Consider the following 24,363-nt stretch of genomic DNA (forward strand, 5'->3'; position numbering starts at 1 on the left):
CTGCCCGGCGTAGGGCGCAATTTCATCGGTCCAGCGAGTAATGCGCACAGGGTCGTAGGATTTTCCTATTTCGTCTTTATCCAGCAGAGCACTCGCTTCATCGAAACGCCTGTACCACTGCATGGTGGATTTTTTGTCGAACTGAAGTCCTTCATATTCCGAGTAGAAATGCAGGGATCTTGATTCATTAAACCGCACGGGTTTAATGAGCTGGTTAACTTTGACCAGAAGTGGCGATAATCCTTCGATTTTCATTTCGCCTAATGGAGGAGGAAGCCTACCGGCTTTAAGGATCACCCCGTTGCTATAGGGAAGCAGGCTTATTTCAGGCGTTTTGGCCAAACGATGCGTTAATTTTTCCGCTCCGCCCAGCTTTTCCAGCCACGGCGTACCCAGAATGGTGTACCAGCAGGCACCTTTCAGGCCCATAACAGCGCCACCGCCTTCCAGCGTGCCAAGAGAATCCACCATCACGCCGGAAAAACGCTGCGCCAAGGCAAATTCATACGGAAACATTCGCTCACGGGCATAAGGAAGTGCAAACGACAGTCCCGCATAACCACTTTCCACCGAGAAGGTGTCACACAGCCACATCAGCCAGGCTTCATAGCGCTTTTTGCCGTCAGGCTCTTTCAGTAGTGACAACGGGAGTGTTAACTTAATGACTGAGCGATCATTCTCATTGTGGTAGATACGCTCACCGACAATGAGAATGCTGTAATCTGGTGCCAGATTAGATTCAGTAGCGCTGCTTAGAACCCAGTCGACAATCTCTTCAGGCGTGGAATCAAGTAGTTCCTGCTTTTGTTTGGCATAATTCTTCTCTGTAATAGCTGTCCACTTCTTACCTGGTAACGTTTTTTTCAGATATGGCTTAAATTCCTCATAAAAACGATCCACACACTCCACCATCCTGCGGCGGACTTCCAGTGTATGCCCGTCTTTAAAAAAGACGGTGATAATCAGACTGAGATTGACCGCCGGACTGCCGTCTTTATATTTCACGGAGGCTTCCGGCAGCCATTTCTCGATGTAGTTCAGCTCAAAATCCTGCAATTCCATACCTGCTCCTTTTTAACCGGCCGCCAGTGCTGCCGTCCCCGTACCGAGAATAGCTGCCAGTGTTCCCCAGGCGCTTATTGCCAGACGAACAATCAGTAAAAATGCCCCAATAATGGCTTCCGGGATACCCAGTGTTACCACCAGAACGCCGATACCCACGGCAACCAGAATAACGCCGACCGTTTTCGCGACATTGGTTAAAACCTGTACCCAGTCCACCTGTCTGAGCATATCGAGCGTCATATCGGTGGCGTGCTGTATTTCTGCCCATGCGGCTTTAATCTGGGCGTTGGTCCAGGATTTCACTGCCTTACCGGTTTTGCTGGCCCAGACCCAGGCCTCGCTTCCCTGCCGGTAAACCCACTCACCGCTGTCGTTAAGCCAGCTGGCCGCTGAATTCAGGACCTGCTGCGTCTCTTTTGACAGGGCGTTCCAGCCTTCAGCCACGCCACGCACCGCGCCCTCACTGAGGTCGGCTACAACGTGCCCGGCATACGTCCAGGGCTCTATTCTGGCAGCAACAGGGCGGGAGGGCGGACGGGGTATAAATATCGGGGGGAAGAGAGCCAGCGGCCAGTATTTTGCCCCGCTGCTCTGCCAGGCTTTCAGAGTCGCGTTGACCACCTGATCAGCCCACTGGTGCTCTTCCGGGCGACAGTCGTGGATCTCCAGAATGGTCATGCGATCTTCATGACCAATTCCGCCTACAATTTTCATGTAGTCCCCATATTGCCCTTCGCCAAAATCATCCCCCGGAAACTTCACCTCCACCAAGCGGGCCAGATTGTCACCATGCATACTGCCTTCAGTATCTGGCCCGGCCAGCCCTGGCCAGCGATCCTGTTTGTTCTTAACAATAATGATGTCAGGACGGCGGTATATCCCCCTGCCGGGCACCGGGAAGGGATTGGTGGTATGGCGACGGCCGGGGCCGTCCTTTTTCAGCAGCGTACTGCTCAGAAAAGGGCGTGGCGGTGTGGTACGCATATCAAACGGCACTTCCGCCTTGTAGTACCAGCAGTAGTTTCGCGCGATTTCATCCACGCGTATAAGACCACTCATCATGGTCTGCTTAAGACTCATCTGGTAAGTTTTGCCTTCACGGCGGATCTGCGCCGACAGTTGCGGAAAACGCATGGCGTATTCCACCTTGATATGCAGGTACTGACGGTTTTCGGTGGTCGGCAGACGTGACTGTTTCTCGACCATTTCGACGCCCGTCGTGGTGCAGTCCCACGGTGGGTTGGTCCCCCCGTCGGGAATATCGGGTGTCGGTGTATCGGGTAAATCGGGCATTTCCATTATGACGGGTTCTCCCTGAGTTCAGTTTCCAGTTGTTGCGTATCGGTTTCCCCCACAAACCACATCGATTCTTCCGGCTGTGGTGTTTTCGTCAGGACATGCAGTTCCACATCCTCCTGCTGACGGGTATAAACCGGCACGGAGCGGCCTTCGTTATCGCTGAATCCTGTTGCTGTCTGGCCTGATGGGGTGGTGAGGCGATAGGGTGTATTCACCAGAATGTTGCCGTTTTTGTCCTGCAACTGATAGATAGCCGAATAGATGTATGCAGTGCCGGTGCGGGGCATTTTCATCGGCATACCCTGCGCCCCAGCCTTCACCGTCCGCTTCATCTTGCGCAGATACTGGGTTGTCGTGCCGTACTCCACCTTCCCCGCCTCTATCTTCAGATAACTGCCGCCACCGCCAATCAGCGTGATGCGCTTCTTGCCCGCGAACAGAATGTCTTCGGTGCTGGTCAGCGTCAGTTTCTTCTCCGCAAACAGCCGCAGATTGCCGTTCTGGGCCTGCATCTCCACCGGGCCTTCGCTCGCTTTCAGGCTCATCGGCCCGCTGCGCGCAAACATCCCCAGCTTTTCCCCCGTCAGCGCGGTCATGTTGCCCATCACACCCACGCTGATATCGCCTCCGGCACTGATGGCAACGTTCTTCTTTGCTGCAAGCTGCATATTCTCACCGCTGGTAAAAGCCACCCCTTCCGGGGCCGAGACGTGCAGGATTTTATTCAGCGGTTTCAGGCGCGCTTCAAACATCTGTTTCTGGCTGTCGATGTCTGCCTTCAGTGCTTTGGCCTGTTCAGCGGCGGCAGCCAGCCGGGCCAGTTGCTGTTGCAGCAGGTCGATAGTCTTCAGCGCCGCGTCCATATCCAGCACCTGCCCCTGCGCTTTCGCCTGTCCGTCTGCGCTGATAAACAGCCCCTTTGCTGCGCGCAGCGTGCCGTAGCCGTCGGTGCGAAGTTCGGTGCCGGTGCCACGGGGTTTGCCCTGTGCATCCACCAGATGTCCGGTGTTCAGCTGGGTTTTCCCCGCTTCCGTGGTGAGCTGGATATGCTCCTTGCCCCGCAGGTCTTCCATCCGCAACTCATTTCGTGAGGCGGTGCGCAAAATATTCTGGCTGCGGTTATCGCGACTGACGATATCAGGGTGCCCGGAGTCATGCAGCGCATGAGAAATATACGGCAGGTCAATATCGCCATTCCCGTAAGCAATAGCGACTTCGGTACCGTCAGTCAGCGGCGTGTGCCAGCCGAATGTGTCACCGGCATACGGCTTTGCCATCCGCAGCCACAGGTATGCGTAACCCTGTTCGCGGTCATCACGGTCAAAGTCCAGTTTCACCCGGTAACGACCCTGCTCATCCAGGTGTGCGTAGATATCCCCCTTCTCGCGACTCTCGATTCTGGCCGGGAGTGTGCCGTGGGTTTCCGGGCGTTCAGGGCACACCGGGCGGAAGCAGTACCGTTCGGTGTAGGGCTGGCCCCAGACAGAGACATACAGCCGTGAATCGCGGGAGCCGATAAACGTCACCAGCGTCATTATCACACCTTCTTTCAGCGCCGGGACGACATCACCCTGCGGCTCCAGCACCTGGCCGGGGCTGAGCTGGGAAGCGTTGCTGAACAGGTGGATACGGGCCGATTTATTCAGCTCGCGTTCGTGGTGGAGTCGGGCGTAAAATGCGCCGCTTTCAGTCTCCGGCTCAGGGGCGCTGTCATCCCCTGCTTCCCGGTATGGGGCGCTGTAGTGATAATGTTCTCCCGTAGTCACCACGTCATTGCGCACGCTGACTGTCGCGTCCAGCGGCGTGGTGGCGGTACGGTAGTTGTAATCACGCAAGGCGACACCGCCACTCACCACATTGTGCCAGGTGCGCACACCCCACACCGATTCACGCGCACCGTCAGACAGCCCCGAAAGCTCCCCGTAAGGCAGGCTGACACCGAACATATACTGCAACTGGCTATCACCAAAAATGACGATTTCCATTTCCGTTGCGGCATTCATTTCAAAACGGAACCAGATCCCCACCTCTGCAAGAATACGCTGGATAAATTCCAGGTCTGTTTCACGCCACTGGGTAATCACTTCACGCGGCGGATATTCGCGGAACAGGCGAAACTCAAAGTCAGGCGCCTCCAGCCCGTGCGCTCGCAGCACCTGTTCAACCACTTCGGGTACAGAGTTATTCTGATAAACACCGCAGCGGCGGGTGCGGGACAGTAAGGCAAGACGAGATTCAAGGGTGACGCGGTAGCGGGATTCATCGGCATTCGTGGAAAGCCATTCCAACCGGGTAAGAACGCCATGCACCACCTTGCCGTCCCGCATACTGAAACTGGCGTACTTCATCAGTGCCTGTTCAGGCCGGAGGTTGGCTTGTGGCGACGTGAACTCAATCACCCAGCGAAACGGCTCGCTTAATGCTTCCCGACCACGAAAACGCAGCACATCTGCCGGGAACGTTCCGCCCCAGATCTCTAGCGAATAGCCGGACAGTGTTTTAACTTGAGTAGCCAAATGCCCTTCCTTAGTCATTAGACAAAGTACCCATTATGAAAATCAGGGCGTCCTTAACGTAAATCGGGGAATAGTTTCACGATTTTATCCCTTATTCCATAAGGGATATTTAAGAATCAGACTGTCGCCAGTAATATATCGGGTCATTGATCTGACATTTACTACTCTGCCCGGAGATTCAACATCATTCCCCCTGCAGATTACCCTGAAGTGCTGTTGCCGCTGGTTAGCACCATCTGTGCTTTGTAGCCAGGCCATTGAAGCCATTTCTCATATCGGTGATACCGGCAACCAGCCAGATTTGGGTCCCGGAAGGTCATGGAATCATCGCTTTAGTTCCTGTATCAGCAGAGTGAGAAGCTTTTCGCTGACAGGCCGTTAAGGCGTATTAATCAATGGGAACAGGTCAGCCTGGGCACAAACCCGCCCCTCAGCTCTATCAATTAATGAGCACATCTAATAAACCCTAGCTAATTACCCCATCTAATCAAATAAATCGCTTTGCGTTATGCTTTTCCAACACAACAGCTGAAGGATAACGTCATGCAAACTGTAAAACTGAACAACGGTATTGAAATGCCCCTGCTGGGCTTTGGTGTCTTCCAGATGACGGATGCTGCTGAATGCGAAAGAGCCGTTATTGATGCCATCGATACAGGATACCGCCTGATCGATACCGCTGCGTCTTACCAGAATGAAACTCAGGTCGGGAACGCGCTGAAACAGACCGGCATCGCCCGTAACGAACTCTTTGTCACCACCAAACTGTGGCTGCAGGATACGAATTACGAAGGCGCTAAAGCCCAGTTCGAACGCTCCCTGAATCGCCTGCAGCTGGACTATGTTGACCTCTATTTGATTCACCAGCCTTACGGCGATGTCCACGGGGCATGGCGTGCTATGGAAGAACTGCAACAGGCAGGAAAAATTCGCGCCATTGGCGTAAGCAACTTCCATCCTGACCGACTGGCCGACCTTATCGCCTTCAACAAAGTCGTCCCGGCGGTAAACCAGATTGAAGTTAACCCCTTCAACCAACAACTGCATGCGGTTCCATGGAATCAAAGCCGTGGCATTCAGCCGGAAGCCTGGGCACCGTTTGCTGAAGGTAAAAATGGCCTGTTCCAGCATCCCGTGTTAACGGCAATTGGTCAGAAGTATGGCAAAAGCGTCGGCCAGGTTGTACTGCGTTGGATCTTCCAGCGCGGCATCGTTTCACTGGCGAAATCGGTGCGCAAAGAGCGCATGGCAGAGAACATCAACATACTCGATTTTGAACTCAGTTCTGAAGATATGCTGCAGATTGCCGCACTTGATACTGCAACCAGCGCCTTCTTCTCTCACCGCGACCCGGCGATGGTTGAATGGCTGACTGGCCGCAAACTTGACGTTTAAGTCGCGATAAAAGAGGTATTCATTCAATGCAAAAACGTTATCTTGGTCAATCAGGACTCGAAGTCTCCGCGCTTGGGCTCGGCTGCATGGGCTTAAGTCACGGCTACGGCCCGGCGACCGATACTCGTCAGGCTATCGAGCTCATTCGCGCTGCGGTCGAACGTGGTGTCACCTTCTTCGATACCGCCGAAGTGTATGGCCCCTTCCTTAATGAAGAGGTTGTAGGCATTGCCTTAAAACCGTTCCGTGACCGTGTGGTCATCGCCACCAAATTTGGTTTTACCTTTGGCGACGACAACAAGCAGCAGATTTTAAACAGCCGTCCGGAGCATATTCGTGAAGCGGTGGAAGGATCATTACGCCGTCTTAAGACTGATGTCATTGACCTGCTGTATCAACACCGTGTCGACCCGGATGTGCCGATTGAAGATGTTGCGGGTACCGTAAAAGACCTGATCGCTGAAGGCAAAGTTAAACATTTCGGTCTGTCCGAAGCGGGTGCGCAAACCATTCGTCGGGCGCATGCGGTACAACCGGTCACTGCCCTGCAAAGTGAATACTCCATGTGGTGGCGCGAGCCTGAGCAGGAGATCCTGCCGTTGCTGGAGGAATTGGGCATTGGTTTTGTGCCCTTCAGCCCATTAGGCAAAGGCTTCCTGACGGGATCGATTAAGCCTGGAACGACGTTTGGCAAGGATGATTACAGAAGCACCGTGCCGCGTTTCGCCGAACAGGCGATTGAAGCCAATGAAAAGCTGGTCTCGTTGTTGGGTGAACTGGCAGCTGGGAAAGGCGTGACCTCTGCGCAAATCGCGCTGGCATGGCTACTGGCACAAAAGCCGTGGATTGTTCCCATCCCTGGCACCACCAAACTGCACCGGCTGGAGGAGAACCTGGGAGCTGCCGACATCATTCTTTCGCAGGATGATTCTCATCAGATAACCCAGGCAATTGAAACGATTAAAATCGTCGGCGAACGTTACTCTCCTGAGCACCAGGCTCGCGTAGGTCGTTAATACCCGGACGGGTCCACAGCAAATGGCGGACCCGTTATTCCGAGTAGCGAAGTGCATCAATCATCAGTGCAAAAGCGGGTGGATGCTGCTTACGGCTCGGGTAGTAGAGATAATATCCGGGGAAAGATGGACACCAGTCCTGCAGAACCTGAATAAGCTCTCCTGACTTTATATAATCCTGAACCCTGTCTTCAGGTATACAGGCGATGCCAAAACCGGATAAAGCAGCATCAATCCTTTCCGTCTGCAGATTAAACGTTACCTGCCCTTCGACTCTGACCCGTAACGGTTTTCCTTCTTTCTCAAACTCCCAGTGGTAAAGTCCCCCGGCAGTCGGCAGGCGCATATTGATACACCGATGATTTTGTAGCTCGTGCGGTGTTTTGGGCATGGGGTTAGCGGCAAAATAAGACGGTGCTCCCACCACGGCCATTGTCATGTCTGGCCCAATTCTTACCGCAATCATATCCTTATCCACACTTTCGCCAAGACGGATCCCGGCATCAAAACGTCCCTCAACAATATCGACAAAGCCGTTATCCACCACCAGTTCGAGATTAATTTCCGGGTATTCCCTGAGGAAGGGTTTTAACTTCGGCCATACCAGACTTCGCGCGGCATGCTCCCCGGCAGATAAACGGATATTGCCGGAGGCAGTGCCGTTCAGTTGAACCAGCGATTCCAGCTCCTGCTCAAGATCGGCAATACGGGGTTCAAGGCAGGCAATAATTCTCTCACCGGCTTCTGTGGGGGCAACGCTTCGGGTCGTGCGGGTCAGAAGGCGGATATTCAGCCTTTCCTCCAGCGCTTTCATCGCGTGGCTGAGTGCAGACTGAGAAACACCCAGTTTGCCCGCTGCTTTGGTAAAACTTCGCTCCCTTGCCACCACAAGAAAGATTTGCAGTTCGTTGAAGTTTTCTTTGAGCATCGGTGATTTCCTTATGGAGGCATTCCCTTCATCGCACATTCATGAAGGGTATTCATAGACACAATCATTTTAGCCCCATTTCTGACATTAATGATAATTGATAGTCTGACTGTATCGAATATAAGTCTGAATTATCAGAAGGTTTATCATGAAAATACTCGTTGCAGGCGCGACAGGAAGTATTGGTCTGCATGTCTTGAATACCGCCATCAAAATGGGCCATCAGCCCGTAGCGCTGGTCAGAAATAAGCGCAAAGTAAAATTGCTTCCTCGTGGAACGAATGTTTTTTACGGCGATGTTTCAATGCCGGAAACACTCACCGAATTGCCGAAAGATATTGATGCCATCATCTTTACTCTCGGTTCCGATGGTCAGGGTCGTATTGGTGCCAGAGCGATAGATTACGGCGGTGTGCGTAACATTTTACGCATCTTCAAGAAAACGCCTGTTCGTATCGGACTAATGACCACGATTGGCGTGACTGAACGACTCAGCACCTGGAATCAACGCACTGAGGTTCATGACTGGAAAAGACGTGCCGAGCGTCTGGTCAGGGCAAGCGGTCACCCCTATACCATCGTCAGGCCCGGCTGGTTTGATTACAACAATGATGATGAGTACAGAATCGTTATGCTTCAGGGAGATCGTCGCCATGCTGGAACACCGGAAGATGGCGTGATATCCAGAGAGCAAATCGCCCAGGTTCTGGTCAGTGCCCTGACCAACGATGCGGCAAAAAATAAAACTTTTGAGCTTGTGGCTGAACAAGGTGAAGCACAGCAGGATCTTACCCCACTGTTTGCAGACCTGCGGATTGATGATCCACAAAAAAATGATGGGGTTTTGGACATCGACAATATGCCCCTCAGGGAAGAACCTGAGTGCATTATTAATGAACTGAACTTGTACTCAAAAAACAATAAATATAAAAACCTGAAACCCTAACTACCATTACTTTGGTCATAGGTTTTATTTCAATAAATGCCGCCTCTGCTGCTCAGGAAATTAATCATTTTGGTCAGACCCAACATCAGCCATTGATAGGTATTCAGAGTCCGAAGAAACTCTGGTAATTGATCCTGAGTTAAAAAAGCGTAGTGCTCTTTCTCATGAGGGGTGACGGTGCTGGATTTTACTCGGCCCTACCAGTCACAACGGCATAGCAGGGGTACATTTTACCCCACATTAAGCTTGACCCTGGAGGAGTACAATTGAGTTCAATAGACTAACAGAATGCTATAACTGCTGATTTATCAAGGGAAAATTGAGTTTGGTAGACTTCAGGAGACTTGAGTTTGGAGCGGGTGAAGGGAATCGAACCCTCGTATGCAGCTTGGGAAGCTGCCGTTCTACCATTGAACTACACCCGCTTAGAAGTGCGTAGGCATTATAGACGTTCAGCCTTCACTGGCAAGCGCCTTTTCATTTTACATGGTGGATTATTAAGCGATTGTTTTTATTAGAGGCATGCGAATATTTTAGCCTTGTTGGTAAATCAACTTATTGGCACTTCCCTCCCGTTGTCCCCTCCACCCTATAAGTTCTACAATGGTGAACATTTCAACTGCATAGAGCTTAAAAATGATTGATGAGAACCGCCGCATACAGTCAGTTGAACGCGCGATGGCGATACTTGAAGATATTGCTGCCGCAGGTGGTGTCGCTCGTCTAGCCGATTTATCAGCACGACTTGATTTAAACAAAAGCACATTACATGGTCTGCTTAACACTCTCTCGGCACTGGGTTACGTAACCCGCAGAGGAACGCATTACGCACTAGGCTTGCGTTTGCGAGATATCTCGCAACCTCTGGCAGACGCGGATGAACAATTACGGGAAGTATTTACACCAGCTTTATTGAGAATAGCGAGACTAAGCGGCGAAACCAGCTATCTGGCAGTGCCTTGTGGCACGCGTGAGTATCTTTATATTGATGCTATCGAAGGGTGTAATAACCTACGTATAGCCAGTCCACGCGGGCGCCGTGAAGGGTTAACGACCTCAGCTATTGGCAAGATATTTTTAGCTAATGAACCTGGATTAGTGCGCAGTTTGCGACGAGCAAACCTACTGCCTGCAAAACTTGAGCAGGAATTACATACCATCCGCGAGCAAGGTTATGCTCTCGACCTTGAAGAAGCTGAAGTGGGGCTACATTGCCTGGCTATACCGCTTCGTCGGCAAGGATGCGTTATTGCAGCATTAGGCGTAGCAGCTCCAGCCAAGCGTTTAAGCAAGCCAGCCTTGAAAGCGCTCGCTATCGCATTTAACCAAGATTAGTTCGGCATTATCAAACTTCAGCCTCCAGGCACTCTCCCTGTCTTCACAAATTATTAGCTCACAGCAATCATTGGCAACTCTTTATCACATCAAGGAGTTTTCCAATGTCTGTTTTAAGTGAATCAACCGTTGTGCAAGTGATTGAGCGCGCCCGTAAGCTCTCTCAAGAGATGAACTTTGCTATCAATATCAGCGTGGTGGATGACGCGGGTCTACTTCGTGGTTTTTTGCGCATGGACAACGCCGTCCCTGGCGCCATTGATGTCTCCATTAAGAAAGCACGCACAGCAGCACTGTTCCGCACAGATAGCCTGACTCTTGGTGCAGATGCTCAGCCGGGCGGTGCAATTTATACTCTCGAATCCACAAACGGTGGGTTAATTAGTTTTGGCGGTGGCGTAGTGCTCTACGATGAACAGAACCACGTAACAGGAGCCGTAGGTATAGCTGGCGCAACGGTAGAAGCCGATCAGATCATTGCGCTGGCCGCAGTCGGGAGAGCATAAATGAGCTCGACACATCGCATTCATGCGGGTGTATGGGCCCTTGCAGTTACGGCATTTGCTATTGGTGTGGCGGAGTTTATCGTCGTCGGTGTGCTGCCCGCCATTGCACAAGATTTACATGTGTCGCTGGCGCAGGCCGGAAGCCTGGTCGGAACCTACGCGCTTGCGCTCGCCATTGGCACACCAATTGTCGTTCTTGGGCTTGCACGATTGCCGCGTAAACCATTGCTACTGGCATTAGTGACGACCTTTCTTTTTGGTAACCTGCTATCCGCATTTTCTACCGGCTATCACATGCTATTGCTGGGTCGCATCATCACAGCAATTGCACACGGCAGTTTTTTTGCTATTGGTGCCACTGTTGCTGCCCGATTAGCTGCACCGGGAGCTGCAAGTCGGGCAATTTCCGTTATGTTTGCAGGCCTGACGCTTGCGATGATTATTGGTGTGCCATTGGGAAGCCTGATGGGTAACGGTCTGGGCTGGCGTTTGCCCTTTTTTGGGGTCGCAGTGTTAGCCGCAATTGCTCTGGTGGCAACGGCACGCTGGGTTCCGACATTACCCACACAGAAGGCAGCATCGGCGTTTGTTCAGCTGTCTGCATTAAAGCAGCCCACGATTCTGGCGATGATGAGTATTACCATACTCGGCTTTGGGGCAAGTTTTGCAGCCTTCACCTTTATCACCCCTATTTTGACTGGTATTAGTGGGTTTTCAGTTCACACTGCCAGCATATTATTAGTGGTTTTTGGCATAGCCACTTTAGTTGGAAATATGGCGGGAGGACGCTGGGCTGCAAGTCTCGGCTGGCCTACTGCGTTACGTCGTATGCTGCCAGCTCTGATGGCGGTATTTGTGCTCCTGGCATTCAGCCTCTCAAACAAACTGGCTGTTGTACCGCTGCTATTTATTTGGGGTGTGCTGGCATTCGGAATGTCGCCAGGTTTTCAGGCAGGAATGCTGGAAACGGCATCACGTTGGGCTCCTCGCGCAGTGGATTTCGCTTCAGCGTTGAATATTTCGGCTTTTAACCTGGGTATCACTTTGGGGGAAATTTTGGGCAGTGGATTAGTGGCGCAAAACAAGATGGCAATGACCCCATGGGTGGGCATGCTGTTGGTGTTGTTAGCTCAAATCCCCCTACTCTGGCTTACGCGTAAACATAATCAACGCAACTGAGATAAAGGGAAACCTCACGGTTTCCCTCTCTTTTTTAAGCGTGAGCTGCCGCTTTTTTCGGGAATACCAGCAGTGCAACGATAGGTGAAACAACCATCAACGCAAACACCCAAATAAAGCCCATTGTGAAGCTACCGGTTGCATCAATCGACCAGCCAATTAATTGACTGTTAGCGGTAGCGATAACGAAAGTGCATACCCAGAATGTCGACATTGTATAGGTAACGGTTTGGGTATTGGCCCCTTTTAGCATCTCTTTTGGGATAGAGAAGATAAAGGCAAACCAGGTCGCAAACACAAAACCCGTCAGGAATGAGCAGACCAGAATCAGAATGTCGTTTGTTGCAAACAGCATAATGAAGGTGGTTATCGCCATTACAATGCTGGTGCTAAATAACCAGTTTTTATAATGGTAGCCGCGAGCTTTGAAGAAAGGTCCAACAATCGCACCAAGCATAATACCGACCTGGTTCACGGTACCGCTCAGATGAGCATGTGACTCTGGCGGCAGGTGTGCATATTTGGCGTAGTAAAGTGGCAGGAAGGTGAACATGAAAATCATCATGATCATCGCGCCGACGTACTGGGCAATCATTCCCCACACCACGCGGTTAAAAATCGCATCTTTCATGATGCGCAGTTTATCCGTGCTCCCGTCGTTGCTTGCAGTAGTAACGGTAACTTCTTCATCGGTAAAGAAGATAAGCCACACCACTCCCAGAACCAGCGTGATCACGCCATATACTGCCAGCAGGTTTCTCCAGCCACCAAAGTAGACAGATAAGCTGCCCGCCAGCGTCAACGCGATAATAGTGCCGATGATATTGGAGGTGCAGTTCAGGCTGTTGAGTGCAGAGGCGGTTTTGTTATTAAACAAACGTGCCACGGTCGGCACCAATGAAACCAGGCAAATTGCGCCGCCCAGGCCGCCCATAAAGCGAATCACTAACAACAGGTCGAAATTATTGGTCCATGGGATGAATATCGATAACCCGGTAAGCACACAACCCAAAAGATAGGATTTCTTCGCGCCCAGTTGTGCCGTCAGAATTGACGTGCAGAAGGCACCGAGAATTTTCGCCCACAGAATCACATTCGACATCAACGCCGCATGAGAAACATCGATATTAAAATCGGCCATGATTTGCGGCATCACTGCACCGGTTGTCGCCCAGGCTGCACCAAAAACCATATAAACCGCATACAGAACAAACTCGATTATCCACTTATTCACGCAGAAACCTCCTGAGCGCTCAGAGTGATGATTTCCAGCAGCATTTCACTTGCCAGGCGCAGGGATTCTGCAGGGAGGAACTCTTTGGTTGAGTGGAAATTATGGGCACCGGTAAAGATATTTACTGTAGGCAAACCAGCTGGAGTGATAACGCTGCCGTCATACCCACCACGCATAATTAACGGCTTCGGCTCGATTCCCAAATTGCGCATTGCTTGCTGAACACTGGCAATAATTTCCGGTTTTTTATCGAGACCCGCTTTAACATTATCGTAGGTATCAGATAGTTCCAGAATGATATTTTCGTGACCGTAGCGATTTTGCAATTGTTCGGTAATTGCCCGCAATGTCGATTTTCTGTTCTGGTAACCCTCTATTTCAAAATCACGCAGTGCAATTTCAAGCGTTGCACTAACGGTATTACCAGAGATTTTATTTACCCAAAAATACCCTTCGCGGCCTTCCGTTAATTCCGGACGCTCATTTTCAGGCAAAGCATTGATAACTTCATTAGCAATGAGCAGAGCATTGACTAATTTACCTTTGGCGCTCATAGGATGAGCCGTCACGCCTTTAAAGGTCATTTTGGCACTACCGGCATACCAGTTTTCAATCACGTATTCACCGATACCACAGCAGTCCAGGCAAATACCAAAATCAGCATTGAGCTGCGCGACATTTAGCGCTTTAGCACCACGAATACCAATTTCTTCATCCGGCAATAACACCAGTTTGATATCGCCATGTTTAAAGCCAGGCGTGGCAATCATATAGCGAATGGCTTCAACTGCCGCCGCAATGGCCGCTTTGTCATCTGCACCCAGCAGGCTGGTGCCGTCGGTGGTGATGATGTCCTGGCCAACGTAGCCCAGTAATTCCGGGAATGCTTCAACGGTAATCGCATCACCAGTCGCAGGCAGCACGATATCTGTACCGTCATAGTTTTTCACGCGTACAGCGTGGGTGTCATTGGCGTTATCTGGCGCAGTGTCGAGATGTGCAAAGAAGACAATGGATGGCATTGCTGGACTATTTGCGGCAAGGCTAAGAACGGTAATAGCATTATCGTTAATGGTGGTCTTAACAGCATTTTCAGTTGCGAAATCACTGGCAACAAGTTGCGCTAATTTATACTGATTTTCACAGCTAGGAAGGTGTTGATTATCTGGAACGGAAGTGGTGTTGATTTTTGTATACCTGATAAAGGTATCTATTATTTGGTCTGCGTTGATACGTATTGTCATTATTTACTACTCACCATTAACATGGAATGGTTGATAAATATTACAAATTCATTAAGTGAGTTATATTTTTATAACTTAGTTAATATCCTGCAACATATTTACCATTCATATTATGAATTTAAGTGAGCAGCATTATTAGCCAGGAAAGGATAAGGGTGCGTGATAAAGATCAATAGGAATGGTATTTAATAGAAGCCAGAAAATATCTGGCTTCTATTAATTAGCAAGATGGCTTGCTACCTGGAGGAGGTAAGTAGCGCTGTGGATCGATAGCATTTGCACGATAACGAATCTGGAAGTGCAAATTCACCGAATCTGAACCGCTGCTGCCCATAGTAGCAATTTTCTGGCCAGCGCTAACTTTCTGGCTGGTATTTACCAGTGTCGTTTCGTTATGAGCGTAGGCCGTGATGTACTCTTCGTTATGCTTAATCATCACTAAGTTGCCATAACCGCGCAGCTGGTTACCGACGTAAACCACGGTTCCGGCCGCAGAAGCATAAACGGGTTGCCCACGTTTACCGGCTATATCAATACCTTTATTCCCACCGTCACTATCGGAGAATGGCGCAATCACTTTACCCGACGTTGGCCAGAGCCAGCATTTTGAGCCAACCGGAGGAGCAGCGACTTTCGCAACGCTACTGGTGGAAGATGAACGTGGTTTTGAGGTTTTCGCAACGGCTGTTTTCTTCGATGAAGATGAAGAACCAGAGCTACTTTTAACACGGATTTTTTGCCCTATCTCCAGCGTATAAGGAGCAGGAATACCATTAAGGCGAGCCAACTGGCCGACGCTTGTGCCGGTCATACGCGAAATACGCGAGAGTGTGTCACCACGTTTGACGGTATAAACCGAACCGCTGTAGCTACCTGAAGAGGCTTGAGTGGTGCCCGCTTTATTTGATGAGCAAGCGACGAGTAACAGGCTTAGCACCAGGATGACGGCATTCGGTGCCCACTTTCTGACTGTGCTTTCCTTGCGCAAACCAATCCTCGGAATACATTAACTGAGAAGAAGATGTTCCTCCCCGCAGCGCAGGGAGGAACCAGTACAACTTACTTAACCGGGCGCAGAGCCGGGAACAAGATAACGTCGCGGATGGTGTGGCTGTTAGTGAACAGCATAACCATACGGTCGATACCAATACCCAGACCCGCCGTTGGTGGCAAACCGTGCTCCAGTGCAGTCACGTAGTCTTCATCGAAGAACATCGCTTCGTCGTCGCCTGCATCTTTTGCAGAAACCTGGTCTGCAAAGCGCTGTGCCTGGTCTTCTGCATCATTAAGCTCGGAGAAGCCATTACCGATTTCACGACCACCGATGAAGAACTCGAAACGGTCAGTGATTTCTGGGTTTTCGTCATTACGACGCGCCAGTGGAGACACCTCTGCCGGGTATTCAGTAATGAAGGTCGGCTGAATCAGATGGCTTTCAGCCACTTCTTCAAAGATCTCGGTGACTACACGGCCCAGGCCCCAGCTCTTCTCAACTTTGATGCCGATAGCTGCTGCGATTTCCAGTGCTCTGCCCATATCGTCCAAATCTGCAATATCAGTTTCCGGGCGGTATTTTTTGATGGCTTCACGCATGGTCAATTTGGCGAACGGCTGGTCGAAGTCAAAGATCTCTTCGCCATATTTCACTTGCGCAGTACCCAGCACGTCATGTGCCAGAGTACGGAACAGAGATTCGGTCAACTCGATCAGATCTTTGTAATCCGCATACGCCATATAGAGTTCCATCATGGTGAACTCTGGGTTGTGACGCGGAGAAATACCTTCGTTACGGAAGTTACGGTTGATCTCGAATACGCGATCGAAGCCACCAACAACCAGGCGCTTCAGATACAGTTCCGGCGCAATACGCAGGTACATGTCGATATCCAACGCGTTGTGATGCGTGATGAATGGACGCGCAGAGGCACCACCCGGAATCACCTGCATCATTGGCGTTTCCACTTCCATAAAGCCGCGCTCAACCATGAAGTTACGAACGCCAGCCATGATTTGCGAACGAATTTTAAAGGTGTTGCGGGATTCGTCGTTAGAAATCAGATCCAGGTAACGCTGACGGTAGCGCGCTTCCTGATCCTGCAGACCGTGGAATTTGTCCGGCAGCGGGCGCAGCGCTTTGGTCAGCAGACGCAGTTCAGTACAGTGAATAGAAAGCTCACCGGTTTTGGTTTTGAACAGCTTACCGCGCGCACCCAGGATGTCACCGAGGTCCCATTTTTTGAACTGCTCGTTGTAGATGCCTTCTGGCAAATCATCACGCGCAACATAAAGCTGAATGCGACCACCAACATCTTGCAGAGTAACGAAAGACGCTTTACCCATGATTCGGCGAGTCATCATACGACCAGCAACGGCAACTTCGATGCCCAGTTCTTCCAGCTCTTCGTTCTCTTTAGCATCGAAGTCAGCGTGCAATTGGTCTGAGGTATGATCGCGACGGAAATCATTTGGGAAAGCAATGCCCTGCTCGCGCAGGCCTGCCAGCTTCTCGCGGCGTGCTTTCAGTTCATTATTAAGATCGACCGCTTCGGTACCCTGTGCTTGTTGTTCAGACATGTTGGTTCCTCATAACCCTGCTTTCAAACTTGCTTCGATAAATTTGTCCAGATCGCCATCCAGTACCGCCTGCGTGTTACGGGTTTCTACACCTGTACGCAAGTCTTTGATACGGGAGTCATCCAGTACGTAAGAACGAATCTGGCTGCCCCAGCCGATATCCGATTTATTGTCTTCCAGCGACTGCTTCTCAGCATTCTTCTTCTGCATTTCCAGCTCGTATAACTTCGCCTTCATCTGCTTCATCGCCTGATCTTTGTTCTTATGCTGCGAACGGTCGTTCTGGCACTGAGTCACTGTATTGGTCGGAAGGTGGGTAATACGCACCGCAGATTCTGTACGGTTAACGTGCTGACCACCTGCGCCAGATGCACGATACACATCGATACGCAGATCTGCCGGGTTGATTTCGATATCAATGTCGTCATCCACTTCTGGATAAACGAAGGCGGAGCTAAAGGAGGTGTGGCGACGGCCCCCGGAATCGAACGGGCTCTTACGAACCAGACGATGGACGCCAGTTTCGGTACGCAACCAGCCAAAGGCGTATTCGCCCTGAATGCGAATAGTCACGGATTTAATACCGGCAACTTCACCTTCAGACTCTTCAATAATTTCGGTTTTGAAGCCACGAGCTTCTGCCCAACGCAGATACATACGCATCAACATGCTGGCCCAGTCTTGCGCTTCGGTGCCGCCAGAACCTGCCTGAATGTCGATATAACAGTCAGCGCTGTCATATTCGCCGGAGAACATACGACGGAACTCCAGCTGTGCCAGTTTGGCTTCGAGCTGGTCTATCTCAACAATGGTTTCATTGAAGGTATCTTCGTCGTCGGCTTCGATGGCCAATTCCAGCAAGCCGTTAACATCTTCCAGCCCCTGGGTCATTTGGTCTAAGGTGTCGACAATGGCTTCCAGTGAAGAACGCTCTTTACCTAGCGCTTGCGCGCGTTCAGGTTCGTTCCACACATCAGGCTGTTCCAGCTCTGCGTTTACTTCTTCCAGGCGCTCTTTCTTGGCATCATAGTCAAAGATACCCCCTAAGAACGTCGCTGCGCTCAGTGAGGTCCTGGATGCGGTTTTTTACCGGGTTAATTTCAAACATGGTCTGTATTATCTTATGTTGATGACAGAAGACGAAAATGCGGTCGTAGACCGGAAAGTTTACCGGAATTACGCCGCTTTTTATAGTTTTGGTTGGCTAAATCGGCCAGATGTGATCGATTAACAACTGAACGCTGCGATTACCCCGAAACTCATTCACATCAAGCTTAAAGGCCAGTTCAACCTCACGCACGCCATTATCAGGCCAGCATGCGGTATCGACGTTAAAAGCAATCCCGTCAATCAACGGGCCACCGCCGATTGGTTCAACCATCACTTTAAGATGGCGCTCGCCCACCAGCCGTTGTTGTAACAAACGGAATTTACCGTCAAATAATGGCTCCGGGAACATCTGCCCCCACGGCCCGGCATCGCGCAGCATCTCAGCGGTTTCCAGCGTTATCTCTTGCGCAGAAATAGCGCCGTCTGACCAAATCACGCCCTGAAGCAATGCGGGATCAAGCCATTCGCCGATCAGATCGCCAAAACGCTGGCGGAACTCTTCAAATTTAGCTTCTTCCAGCGACAAACCTGCAGCCATCGCGTGGCCGCCAAATTTCAGCATCATGCCAGGATACAGAGTATCAAGCCGTTCAAGAGCATCGCGCATATGCAAGCCTTGCACTGAGCGGCCAGAGCCTTTGAGCGTGCCGTCTCCGGCAGGCGCAAATGCAATTACCGGGCGGTTAAAGCGCTCTTTGATACGTGAAGCCAGTATTCCGACTACGCCCTGATGCCATTCCGGATGGTACATCGCCAGGCCATATGGCAGCTCATCATGGCTGTGTTCAAGTTGTTGGCACAGCGTTAGTGCTTCAACCTGCATGCCCTGCTCAATCTCTTTACGTGTCTGATTGAGTGCATCCAGCTCATTGGCCAACATACGTGCTTCAGAAATGTTTTCACTGAGCAATAACGCCACACCAACGGACATATCATCCAGGCGCCCTGCCGCATTTAGGCGTGGGCCTAATGCAAAGCCTAAATCGCTGGCTGCGAGTTTTTGCGGCTCACGGTTAGCGACTTCTAACAAAGCTTTAATTCCAGGGCGACACTTGCCGGCGCGAATGCGGCTCAAACCCTGCCAGGTCAAAATGCGGTTATTGGTATCAAGCGGAACAACATCAGCTACCGTGCCCAACGCCACCAGATCCAGCAGTTCTGCAATGTTTGGAATCGCCAACCCTTGCTGCTCAAACCAACCACAATCACGCAGATGAGCACGCATTGCCAGCATCAGATAAAAGGCAACGCCAACACCGGCAAGTGATTTTGACGGGAACTCACAATCAACCAAATTTGGGTTAACTATGGCATCAGCCGCCGGAAGTTCAGGCCCCGGCAAGTGATGGTCCGTAACAACTACAGGAATGCCCAGTGCGTGCGCTCGTTCAACACCGCTATGGGAAGAGATCCCGTTATCGACGGTCAAAATCAGCTGCGCGCCACGCGCATGAGCTTGATCCACCACTTCCGGGCTCAAACCATATCCGTCGTCGAAACGGTTAGGTACAAGATAGCTGACGTTTTGACACCCAAGGCTACGCAGCCCCAGCACGCTTAACGCGGTGCTGGTTGCGCCATCGGCATCAAAATCGCCGACCACGATGATGCGCAAACCTTCACGAAAAGCGTTATGCAGGATTTCAACGGCTTTATCCATGCCATTAAGCTGTTGCCACGAGAGCATTCCCTTCACACTGCGTTCCAGGTCTTGCTCACCGCGCACACCACGGCTGGCGTAAAGGCGTTTTAAAAGTGGGTGCAATTGCTGGGGTAACACCACGGATTCATCGACCGTACGGCGGCGAAGTTGTGTTTGCTGTTTCACCCGTTAACTACCCGCCTACATTGGTAAGTTGCTGGTGCGCGTCCAGCATTTGCTTCATCTCTTTCGGCCCCTGGTAGCCTGGAATAACCGTACCGTTACTCAGCACAATCGCAGGCGTTCCCTGGATACCAAACTGCACGCCCAGGTTGTAATGGTTCGCGATATTCATATCGCAACTCCCACCCGCTACCGCTTCGCCCTTCATCGCCGCATCGAAGGCTTTTTTAGGATCTTTTGCACACCAGATTGCTTTCATGTCGTTTTCAGTCTGGCTTTGCAGACCCTGGCGCGGGAAGGCCAGGTAACGCACGGTAATACCCAGCGCGTTGTAGTCTTTCATCTCTTCATGCAGCTTGTGGCAGTAGCCGCAGGTAATGTCAGTGAAAACCGTAATGACGTGTTTCTCTTGCGGCGCTTTATAAACGATCATCTCTTTTTCGAGAGCTTTAAGTTTACCCACCAGCAGTTGATTGGTGACATTAACAGGCTGTGCACCGCTCACATCGTACAGCGGCCCCTGAATAACGTGCTTACCATCTTCGGTTACATACAAAACGCCGCTATCGGTTAAAACCGTTTTCATGCCCGCAACAGGTGCCGACTGAATGTCAGCATTTTGCACGCCTAGCTTAGCAAGAGACTGCTTGATTGCTGCGTCGTCAGCATGAACAAAACCGGACACAGAGACCGCTAATAATGGCAGCAGCCACAAACGCTTTTTCATGATGATTCCTTTATCTTTTGCCACTCACGCTCGTGGGTGGTGCTGTTGATGTAGCTTGCGTAAACGTTCGGTTGCTACATGCGTATAAATTTGGGTTGTGGACAAATCACTGTGCCCAAGCAACATCTGTACGACTCGTAAATCCGCCCCATGGTTCAGTAAATGCGTGGCAAATGCGTGTCGCAGAACGTGCGGTGACAGCTTTTCGCTGTCGATTCCGGCCTGCACCGCATAGTGTTTAATGCGATGCCAGAATGTCTGGCGCGTCATTTGTTGGGCTCGATTACTAGGGAAAACAGTATCAATCGACACGCCATTGAGCAGCCATGGTCGCCCATGTTCCAGGTAGTTTTCCAGCCAGTAAACGGCTTCTTCACCCATTGGAACCAGACGCTCTTTATTACCTTTACCGATGACCCGTACAACTCCTTGACGTAGGCTGACATCACTCATCGTCAGCCCAACTAACTCCGATACACGCAGCCCAGTAGCATACAATAATTCGAGCATCGCCTTGTCACGCAGCTCGATTGGCTGGTCAATACAAGGAGCTTGCAGCAGACGTTCTACCTGCGCTTCGCTTAAATCTTTCGGCAAACGTTGTGGTAGTTTTGGCGATGAAAGCATCACGCTCGGGTCATCTTCGCGTAATTTTTCGCGGTAGAGATATTGAAACAACCGACGAATCGCGCTCAGCATACGCGCTGAACTTGTTGCTTTATAGCCACCTTCAAGGCGTTCAGCAAACAGCGACTGCAAATCGCCAGTTTGCACATTCAACAGGCTCAGAGAGTGACGTTCCAGCCACTCCGCAACCATCTTCAGATCCCGACGGTAGGAGTCTAACGTGTTTTGTGCCAGATTCCGCTCAAGCCAGAGCGCATCAAGAAATTGTTCGATTCGGGCCAGATCCTGTTCCACTGCAGCCTCACATTTGGCGAATTGTGTCCATTATGCATGATGCACAATGGGATCTGATACACTTGCAATCCTGCACGTTTTTAAAAGAGTTGTTAACGCGATGAACATTGGCCTTTTTTATGGCTCCAGCACTTGTTACACCGAAATGGCTGCCGAAAAAATTCGTGACATCATTGGCCCTGAACTGGTGACACTGCACAATCTGAAAGATGATTCACCCGCCATGATGGAACAATACGATGTGTTAATTCTCGGTATCCCCACCTGGGATTTCGGCGAGTTACAGGAAGACTGGGAAGCCGTCTGGGATCAACTGGATAATCTGCATCTTGAAGGCAAACCGGTGGCACTTTATGGCATGGGCGATCAGCTCGGCTACGGTGAATGGTTCCTTGATGCTTTGGGCATGCTGCACGACAAACTTGCCCCACGCGGCGCTCAGTTTATTGGCTATTGGCCAACTGAAGGCTACGAGTTTACTAGCCCGAAACCGGTTATTGCAGATGGGCAACTGTTCGTAGGCCTGGCGCTTGATGAAACTAATCAGTACGATTTAAGCGATGAACGAATCGAAACCTGGTGTGAGCAAATTCTTGCAGAAATGGCTGAACATTTTGCCTGAAAGCTAATTAAGCTTCCCCACTTCCACTCGCCTGTTGTTGCAGCATCAGGCGACGCAAATCACGCCACTCACCTGTATCCATGCTGTCGGCAGACAGCCATAAATGCTGGCAGCGTTTGCGCCCGGCACGACGTAAGCGCAGCATCATGCCACTGCGTAAAACCCAAGGGGAACCAACGATTTCCCACTCCTGGTTTTGCCAACGCAGATGGTAATCGGTCAGAAGTTTCATTTCGCCCTGGCAGGCATGAATGCGCCGCTGGCTGCGCACACTGTCAAATACAACCAGCGAAAGTAGCAGCATCCAGATTAGCGTGTAGCTCATCGGCCACGGTATCAGCAGCACTAACAGGGCAACCAGACCGTGAGCCAAAAGAGACAGCCATTGTGCACGCCAGGAGACGCGAAGATCAGATTGCCACAGGACCACGTTCTTTATTCCGTGTCTGAATCAGTGTCACCATTCGTTGCAGCTCTGTATCTGCTGGTTTGCCATGATTCATTAACCAATTGAACAGGTCTGGATCATCGCTTTCGAGCAAACGGACAAACAACTGCTTATCCTCAGTGCTTAACGAGTCATATTCATATTCGAAGAATGGCATAATCGAAATATCCAGCTCGCGCATTCCCCGGCGGCACGCCCAATGAATTCGGGCTTTGTTATTGATATCCATGTGCTCTTTCCTGGTTCTCTGACAAAGTAGGTACAAATGTTAGTGTAACGTGTTTTTATGGCACGCATTAAATGAATGTTACCGTTTGCGCGCTTTATCGAAAGAAAAATCTGTAATGCGTTGCAGTGACATTAACCTTGCGAGAAAACTCGTAAGCGCACAACTCGCGTAATCAAACTGCTTGCATTGCCAGATGGCTCTTTTACCATTGAGCCAATTCATTTGCTCAAAACCCAGGGACATAACTATGGCTTTCACTCCATTTCCTCCGCGTCAGCCTACAGCCGCAGCTCGTCTGCCGCTAACACTCATGACTCTTGATGATTGGGCACTGGCAAGCGTGACAGGCAAAGATGCAGAAACCTATCTACAAGGTCAGGTCACGGCTGACGTTGCACAACTGGCTGCCAACCAGCACACGCTTTGCGCGCATTGTGACGCGAAAGGAAAAATGTGGAGCAACTTGCGTCTGTTCCATCGTGGCGAGGGTTATGCCTTGATTGAGCGCCGCAACCTGCGTGATGCGCAGCTTGTTGAGCTAAAAAAATATGCAGTATTTTCTAAAGTCACCATCGCTCCAGATGATGAAAGCGTGCTGATGGGCGTTGCAGGTTTCCAGGCTCGTGCTGCGCTAGCTAATCTATTTGCTACTCTGCCAGACGCAGAGAATCCGGTTGTACAAGAAGGTGCGACCACGCTCCTATGGTTCAACTTACCTGCCGAGCGTTTCATGCTGGTGACAGATGAATCTACCGCCCAATTGCTGGCCGAAAAATTACAGGGCGAAGCACAGCGTAACGACAGCCAGCAATGGCTAGCGCTGGAGATTGAAGCTGGTATTCCGGTAATTGAACCTGTTAACAGTGCGCAGTTCATCCCGCAGGCAACAAATCTTCAGGCGCTGGGCGGAATTAGCTTCAAAAAAGGTTGTTACACCGGCCAGGAAATGGTGGCTCGGGCGAAATTCCGTGGCGCTAACAAGCGTGCTCTGTGGTATCTCGCAGGCAAAGCCAGTCGTTTACCGGAAGCCGGTGAAGACCTGGAGTTGAAAATGGGTGATAACTGGCGTCGTACCGGTACGGTACTTGCAGCCAGTCAGCTTGATGATGGGCGCGTACTGGTGCAGGTTGTGATGAACAACGATCTGGAAGCCAATAGCGTACTGCGCGTTCGCGACGATAACGGCAGCGAGCTTGTTATTGAGCGGCTGCCTTATTCATTAGAAGATGAGTAATTCTGATTAA

General features: G+C 50.8%; 22 protein-coding genes, 1 tRNA gene and 1 pseudogene. 8 read left to right on the top strand and 16 right to left on the bottom strand.

The genetic code is table 11. The features are described from left to right. From M979_RS13705 to M979_RS13715, 3 genes are all read right to left on the bottom strand, one after another. The coding region (locus M979_RS13705) for a DUF3396 domain-containing protein (protein ID WP_064555266.1) at positions 1–1,062 on the bottom strand (1,062 nt) is incomplete at its 3' end. Between the two features lie 12 nt (positions 1,063–1,074). Continuing rightward, on the bottom strand, positions 1,075–2,364 hold the full coding sequence (locus tag M979_RS13710) for a VRR-NUC domain-containing protein (protein WP_064555267.1): 1,290 nt from the start codon (positions 2,362–2,364) through the stop codon (positions 1,075–1,077). Further along, positions 2,364–4,898 (bottom strand): type VI secretion system Vgr family protein, encoded by a 2,535-nt coding sequence (locus M979_RS13715; RefSeq protein WP_064555268.1) that lies wholly within the window; start codon positions 4,896–4,898, stop codon positions 2,364–2,366. Before M979_RS13715 ends, M979_RS13710 begins: the two co-directional genes overlap by 1 nt. Before the next feature lie 525 nt (positions 4,899–5,423). Between M979_RS13715 and M979_RS13720 the strand changes: the two genes are divergently transcribed. Beyond that, a complete protein-coding gene (locus M979_RS13720) occupies positions 5,424–6,275 on the top strand; it encodes an aldo/keto reductase (protein ID WP_064555269.1) in 852 nt (283 codons plus the stop codon). Positions 6,276–6,301: 26 nt separating this feature from the next. After that, positions 6,302–7,291, top strand: a complete 990-nt coding sequence (locus tag M979_RS13725) for an aldo/keto reductase (RefSeq protein ID WP_064555270.1) — start codon at positions 6,302–6,304, stop codon at positions 7,289–7,291. Between the two features lie 34 nt (positions 7,292–7,325). On the opposite strand, the gene M979_RS13730 is transcribed toward M979_RS13725, so the two are convergent. Then, positions 7,326–8,219 carry a LysR family transcriptional regulator gene (locus M979_RS13730; RefSeq protein ID WP_064555271.1) on the bottom strand — a complete coding sequence of 298 codons (894 nt, stop codon included), beginning with the start codon at positions 8,217–8,219 and terminating at the stop codon, positions 7,326–7,328. Positions 8,220–8,367: 148 nt separating this feature from the next. Between M979_RS13730 and M979_RS13735 the strand changes: the two genes are divergently transcribed. Continuing rightward, a complete protein-coding gene (locus tag M979_RS13735; protein WP_064555272.1) occupies positions 8,368–9,165 on the top strand; it encodes an SDR family oxidoreductase in 798 nt (265 codons plus the stop codon). A 95-nt stretch (positions 9,166–9,260) separates the two neighbouring features. On the opposite strand, the pseudogene M979_RS24060 reads toward M979_RS13735, so the two are convergent. Beyond that, positions 9,261–9,382, bottom strand: a pseudogene (locus tag M979_RS24060) (integrase); the annotation flags it as partial. 134 nt (positions 9,383–9,516) lie between these two features. After that, positions 9,517–9,590: transfer RNA gene (locus tag M979_RS13740), tRNA-Gly, on the bottom strand. A gap of 211 nt (positions 9,591–9,801) precedes the next feature. Here M979_RS13740 and M979_RS13745 point away from each other — a divergent pair. The 3 genes from M979_RS13745 (at position 9,802) to M979_RS13755 (ending at position 12,185) form a co-directional block, all read left to right on the top strand. Continuing rightward, positions 9,802–10,500 (top strand): IclR family transcriptional regulator, encoded by a 699-nt coding sequence (locus tag M979_RS13745; RefSeq protein WP_064555273.1) that lies wholly within the window; start codon positions 9,802–9,804, stop codon positions 10,498–10,500. A 104-nt stretch (positions 10,501–10,604) separates the two neighbouring features. Next, positions 10,605–11,006 (top strand): GlcG/HbpS family heme-binding protein, encoded by a 402-nt coding sequence (locus tag M979_RS13750; protein WP_064555274.1) that lies wholly within the window; start codon positions 10,605–10,607, stop codon positions 11,004–11,006. Then, positions 11,007–12,185: an MFS transporter gene (locus M979_RS13755; protein WP_064555275.1), complete on the top strand. Its 1,179-nt coding sequence runs from the start codon at positions 11,007–11,009 to the stop codon at positions 12,183–12,185. A gap of 34 nt (positions 12,186–12,219) precedes the next feature. On the opposite strand, the gene M979_RS13760 is transcribed toward M979_RS13755, so the two are convergent. From M979_RS13760 to xerD, 8 genes are all read right to left on the bottom strand, one after another. Next, entirely contained in the window at positions 12,220–13,419 is a 1,200-nt protein-coding gene (locus M979_RS13760; protein WP_064555276.1) for an MFS transporter, read from the bottom strand. Continuing rightward, the gene (pepT, locus tag M979_RS13765) at positions 13,416–14,663 is read right to left on the bottom strand and encodes a peptidase T (RefSeq protein WP_064555277.1); all 1,248 of its coding nucleotides are present in this window, start codon (positions 14,661–14,663) and stop codon (positions 13,416–13,418) included. Before pepT ends, M979_RS13760 begins: the two co-directional genes overlap by 4 nt. Before the next feature lie 220 nt (positions 14,664–14,883). Further along, positions 14,884–15,651, bottom strand: a complete 768-nt coding sequence (actS, locus tag M979_RS13770) for an amidase activator ActS (protein ID WP_034457696.1) — start codon at positions 15,649–15,651, stop codon at positions 14,884–14,886. 71 nt (positions 15,652–15,722) lie between these two features. Continuing rightward, on the bottom strand, positions 15,723–17,237 hold the full coding sequence (gene lysS / locus M979_RS13775) for a lysine--tRNA ligase (protein ID WP_064555278.1): 1,515 nt from the start codon (positions 17,235–17,237) through the stop codon (positions 15,723–15,725). A 9-nt stretch (positions 17,238–17,246) separates the two neighbouring features. Continuing rightward, positions 17,247–18,345, bottom strand: a protein-coding gene (gene prfB, locus M979_RS13780; RefSeq protein WP_122974007.1) for a peptide chain release factor 2 whose coding sequence is annotated in 2 segments (ribosomal slippage) — positions 17,247–18,269 and positions 18,271–18,345 — 1,098 coding nt in all. Because the reading frame shifts where the segments join, the coding sequence is not laid out codon by codon here. A gap of 96 nt (positions 18,346–18,441) precedes the next feature. Next, entirely contained in the window at positions 18,442–20,175 is a 1,734-nt protein-coding gene (recJ, locus tag M979_RS13785; RefSeq protein WP_064555279.1) for a single-stranded-DNA-specific exonuclease RecJ, read from the bottom strand. A gap of 7 nt (positions 20,176–20,182) precedes the next feature. Then, positions 20,183–20,899, bottom strand: coding sequence for a bifunctional protein-disulfide isomerase/oxidoreductase DsbC (gene dsbC / locus M979_RS13790; protein ID WP_064555280.1), 717 nt, complete (start codon positions 20,897–20,899; stop codon positions 20,183–20,185). Positions 20,900–20,923: 24 nt separating this feature from the next. Then, positions 20,924–21,820, bottom strand: coding sequence for a site-specific tyrosine recombinase XerD (xerD, locus tag M979_RS13795; protein WP_034457704.1), 897 nt, complete (start codon positions 21,818–21,820; stop codon positions 20,924–20,926). A gap of 100 nt (positions 21,821–21,920) precedes the next feature. On the opposite strand from xerD, the gene fldB reads away from it, so the two are divergent. Continuing rightward, positions 21,921–22,442 carry a flavodoxin FldB gene (gene fldB / locus M979_RS13800; protein WP_064555299.1) on the top strand — a complete coding sequence of 174 codons (522 nt, stop codon included), beginning with the start codon at positions 21,921–21,923 and terminating at the stop codon, positions 22,440–22,442. A 7-nt stretch (positions 22,443–22,449) separates the two neighbouring features. On the opposite strand, the gene M979_RS13805 is transcribed toward fldB, so the two are convergent. Further along, complete coding sequence (locus M979_RS13805; RefSeq protein ID WP_034457706.1) at positions 22,450–22,872, bottom strand: protein YgfX; 423 nt, start codon at positions 22,870–22,872, stop codon at positions 22,450–22,452. Then, positions 22,853–23,119 carry an FAD assembly factor SdhE gene (gene sdhE / locus M979_RS13810; RefSeq protein WP_064513590.1) on the bottom strand — a complete coding sequence of 89 codons (267 nt, stop codon included), beginning with the start codon at positions 23,117–23,119 and terminating at the stop codon, positions 22,853–22,855. The genes M979_RS13805 and sdhE overlap by 20 nt, the downstream gene beginning before the upstream one ends. A 247-nt stretch (positions 23,120–23,366) precedes the next feature. Between sdhE and ygfZ the strand changes: the two genes are divergently transcribed. Beyond that, positions 23,367–24,353 (top strand): tRNA-modifying protein YgfZ, encoded by a 987-nt coding sequence (gene ygfZ / locus M979_RS13815; protein ID WP_034457711.1) that lies wholly within the window; start codon positions 23,367–23,369, stop codon positions 24,351–24,353. Positions 24,354–24,363 lie beyond the last annotated feature (10 nt).

Origin of the sequence: Buttiauxella noackiae ATCC 51607, from assembly GCF_001654865.1 — a bacterium.
Taxonomy (GTDB): domain Bacteria; phylum Pseudomonadota; class Gammaproteobacteria; order Enterobacterales; family Enterobacteriaceae; genus Buttiauxella; species Buttiauxella noackiae.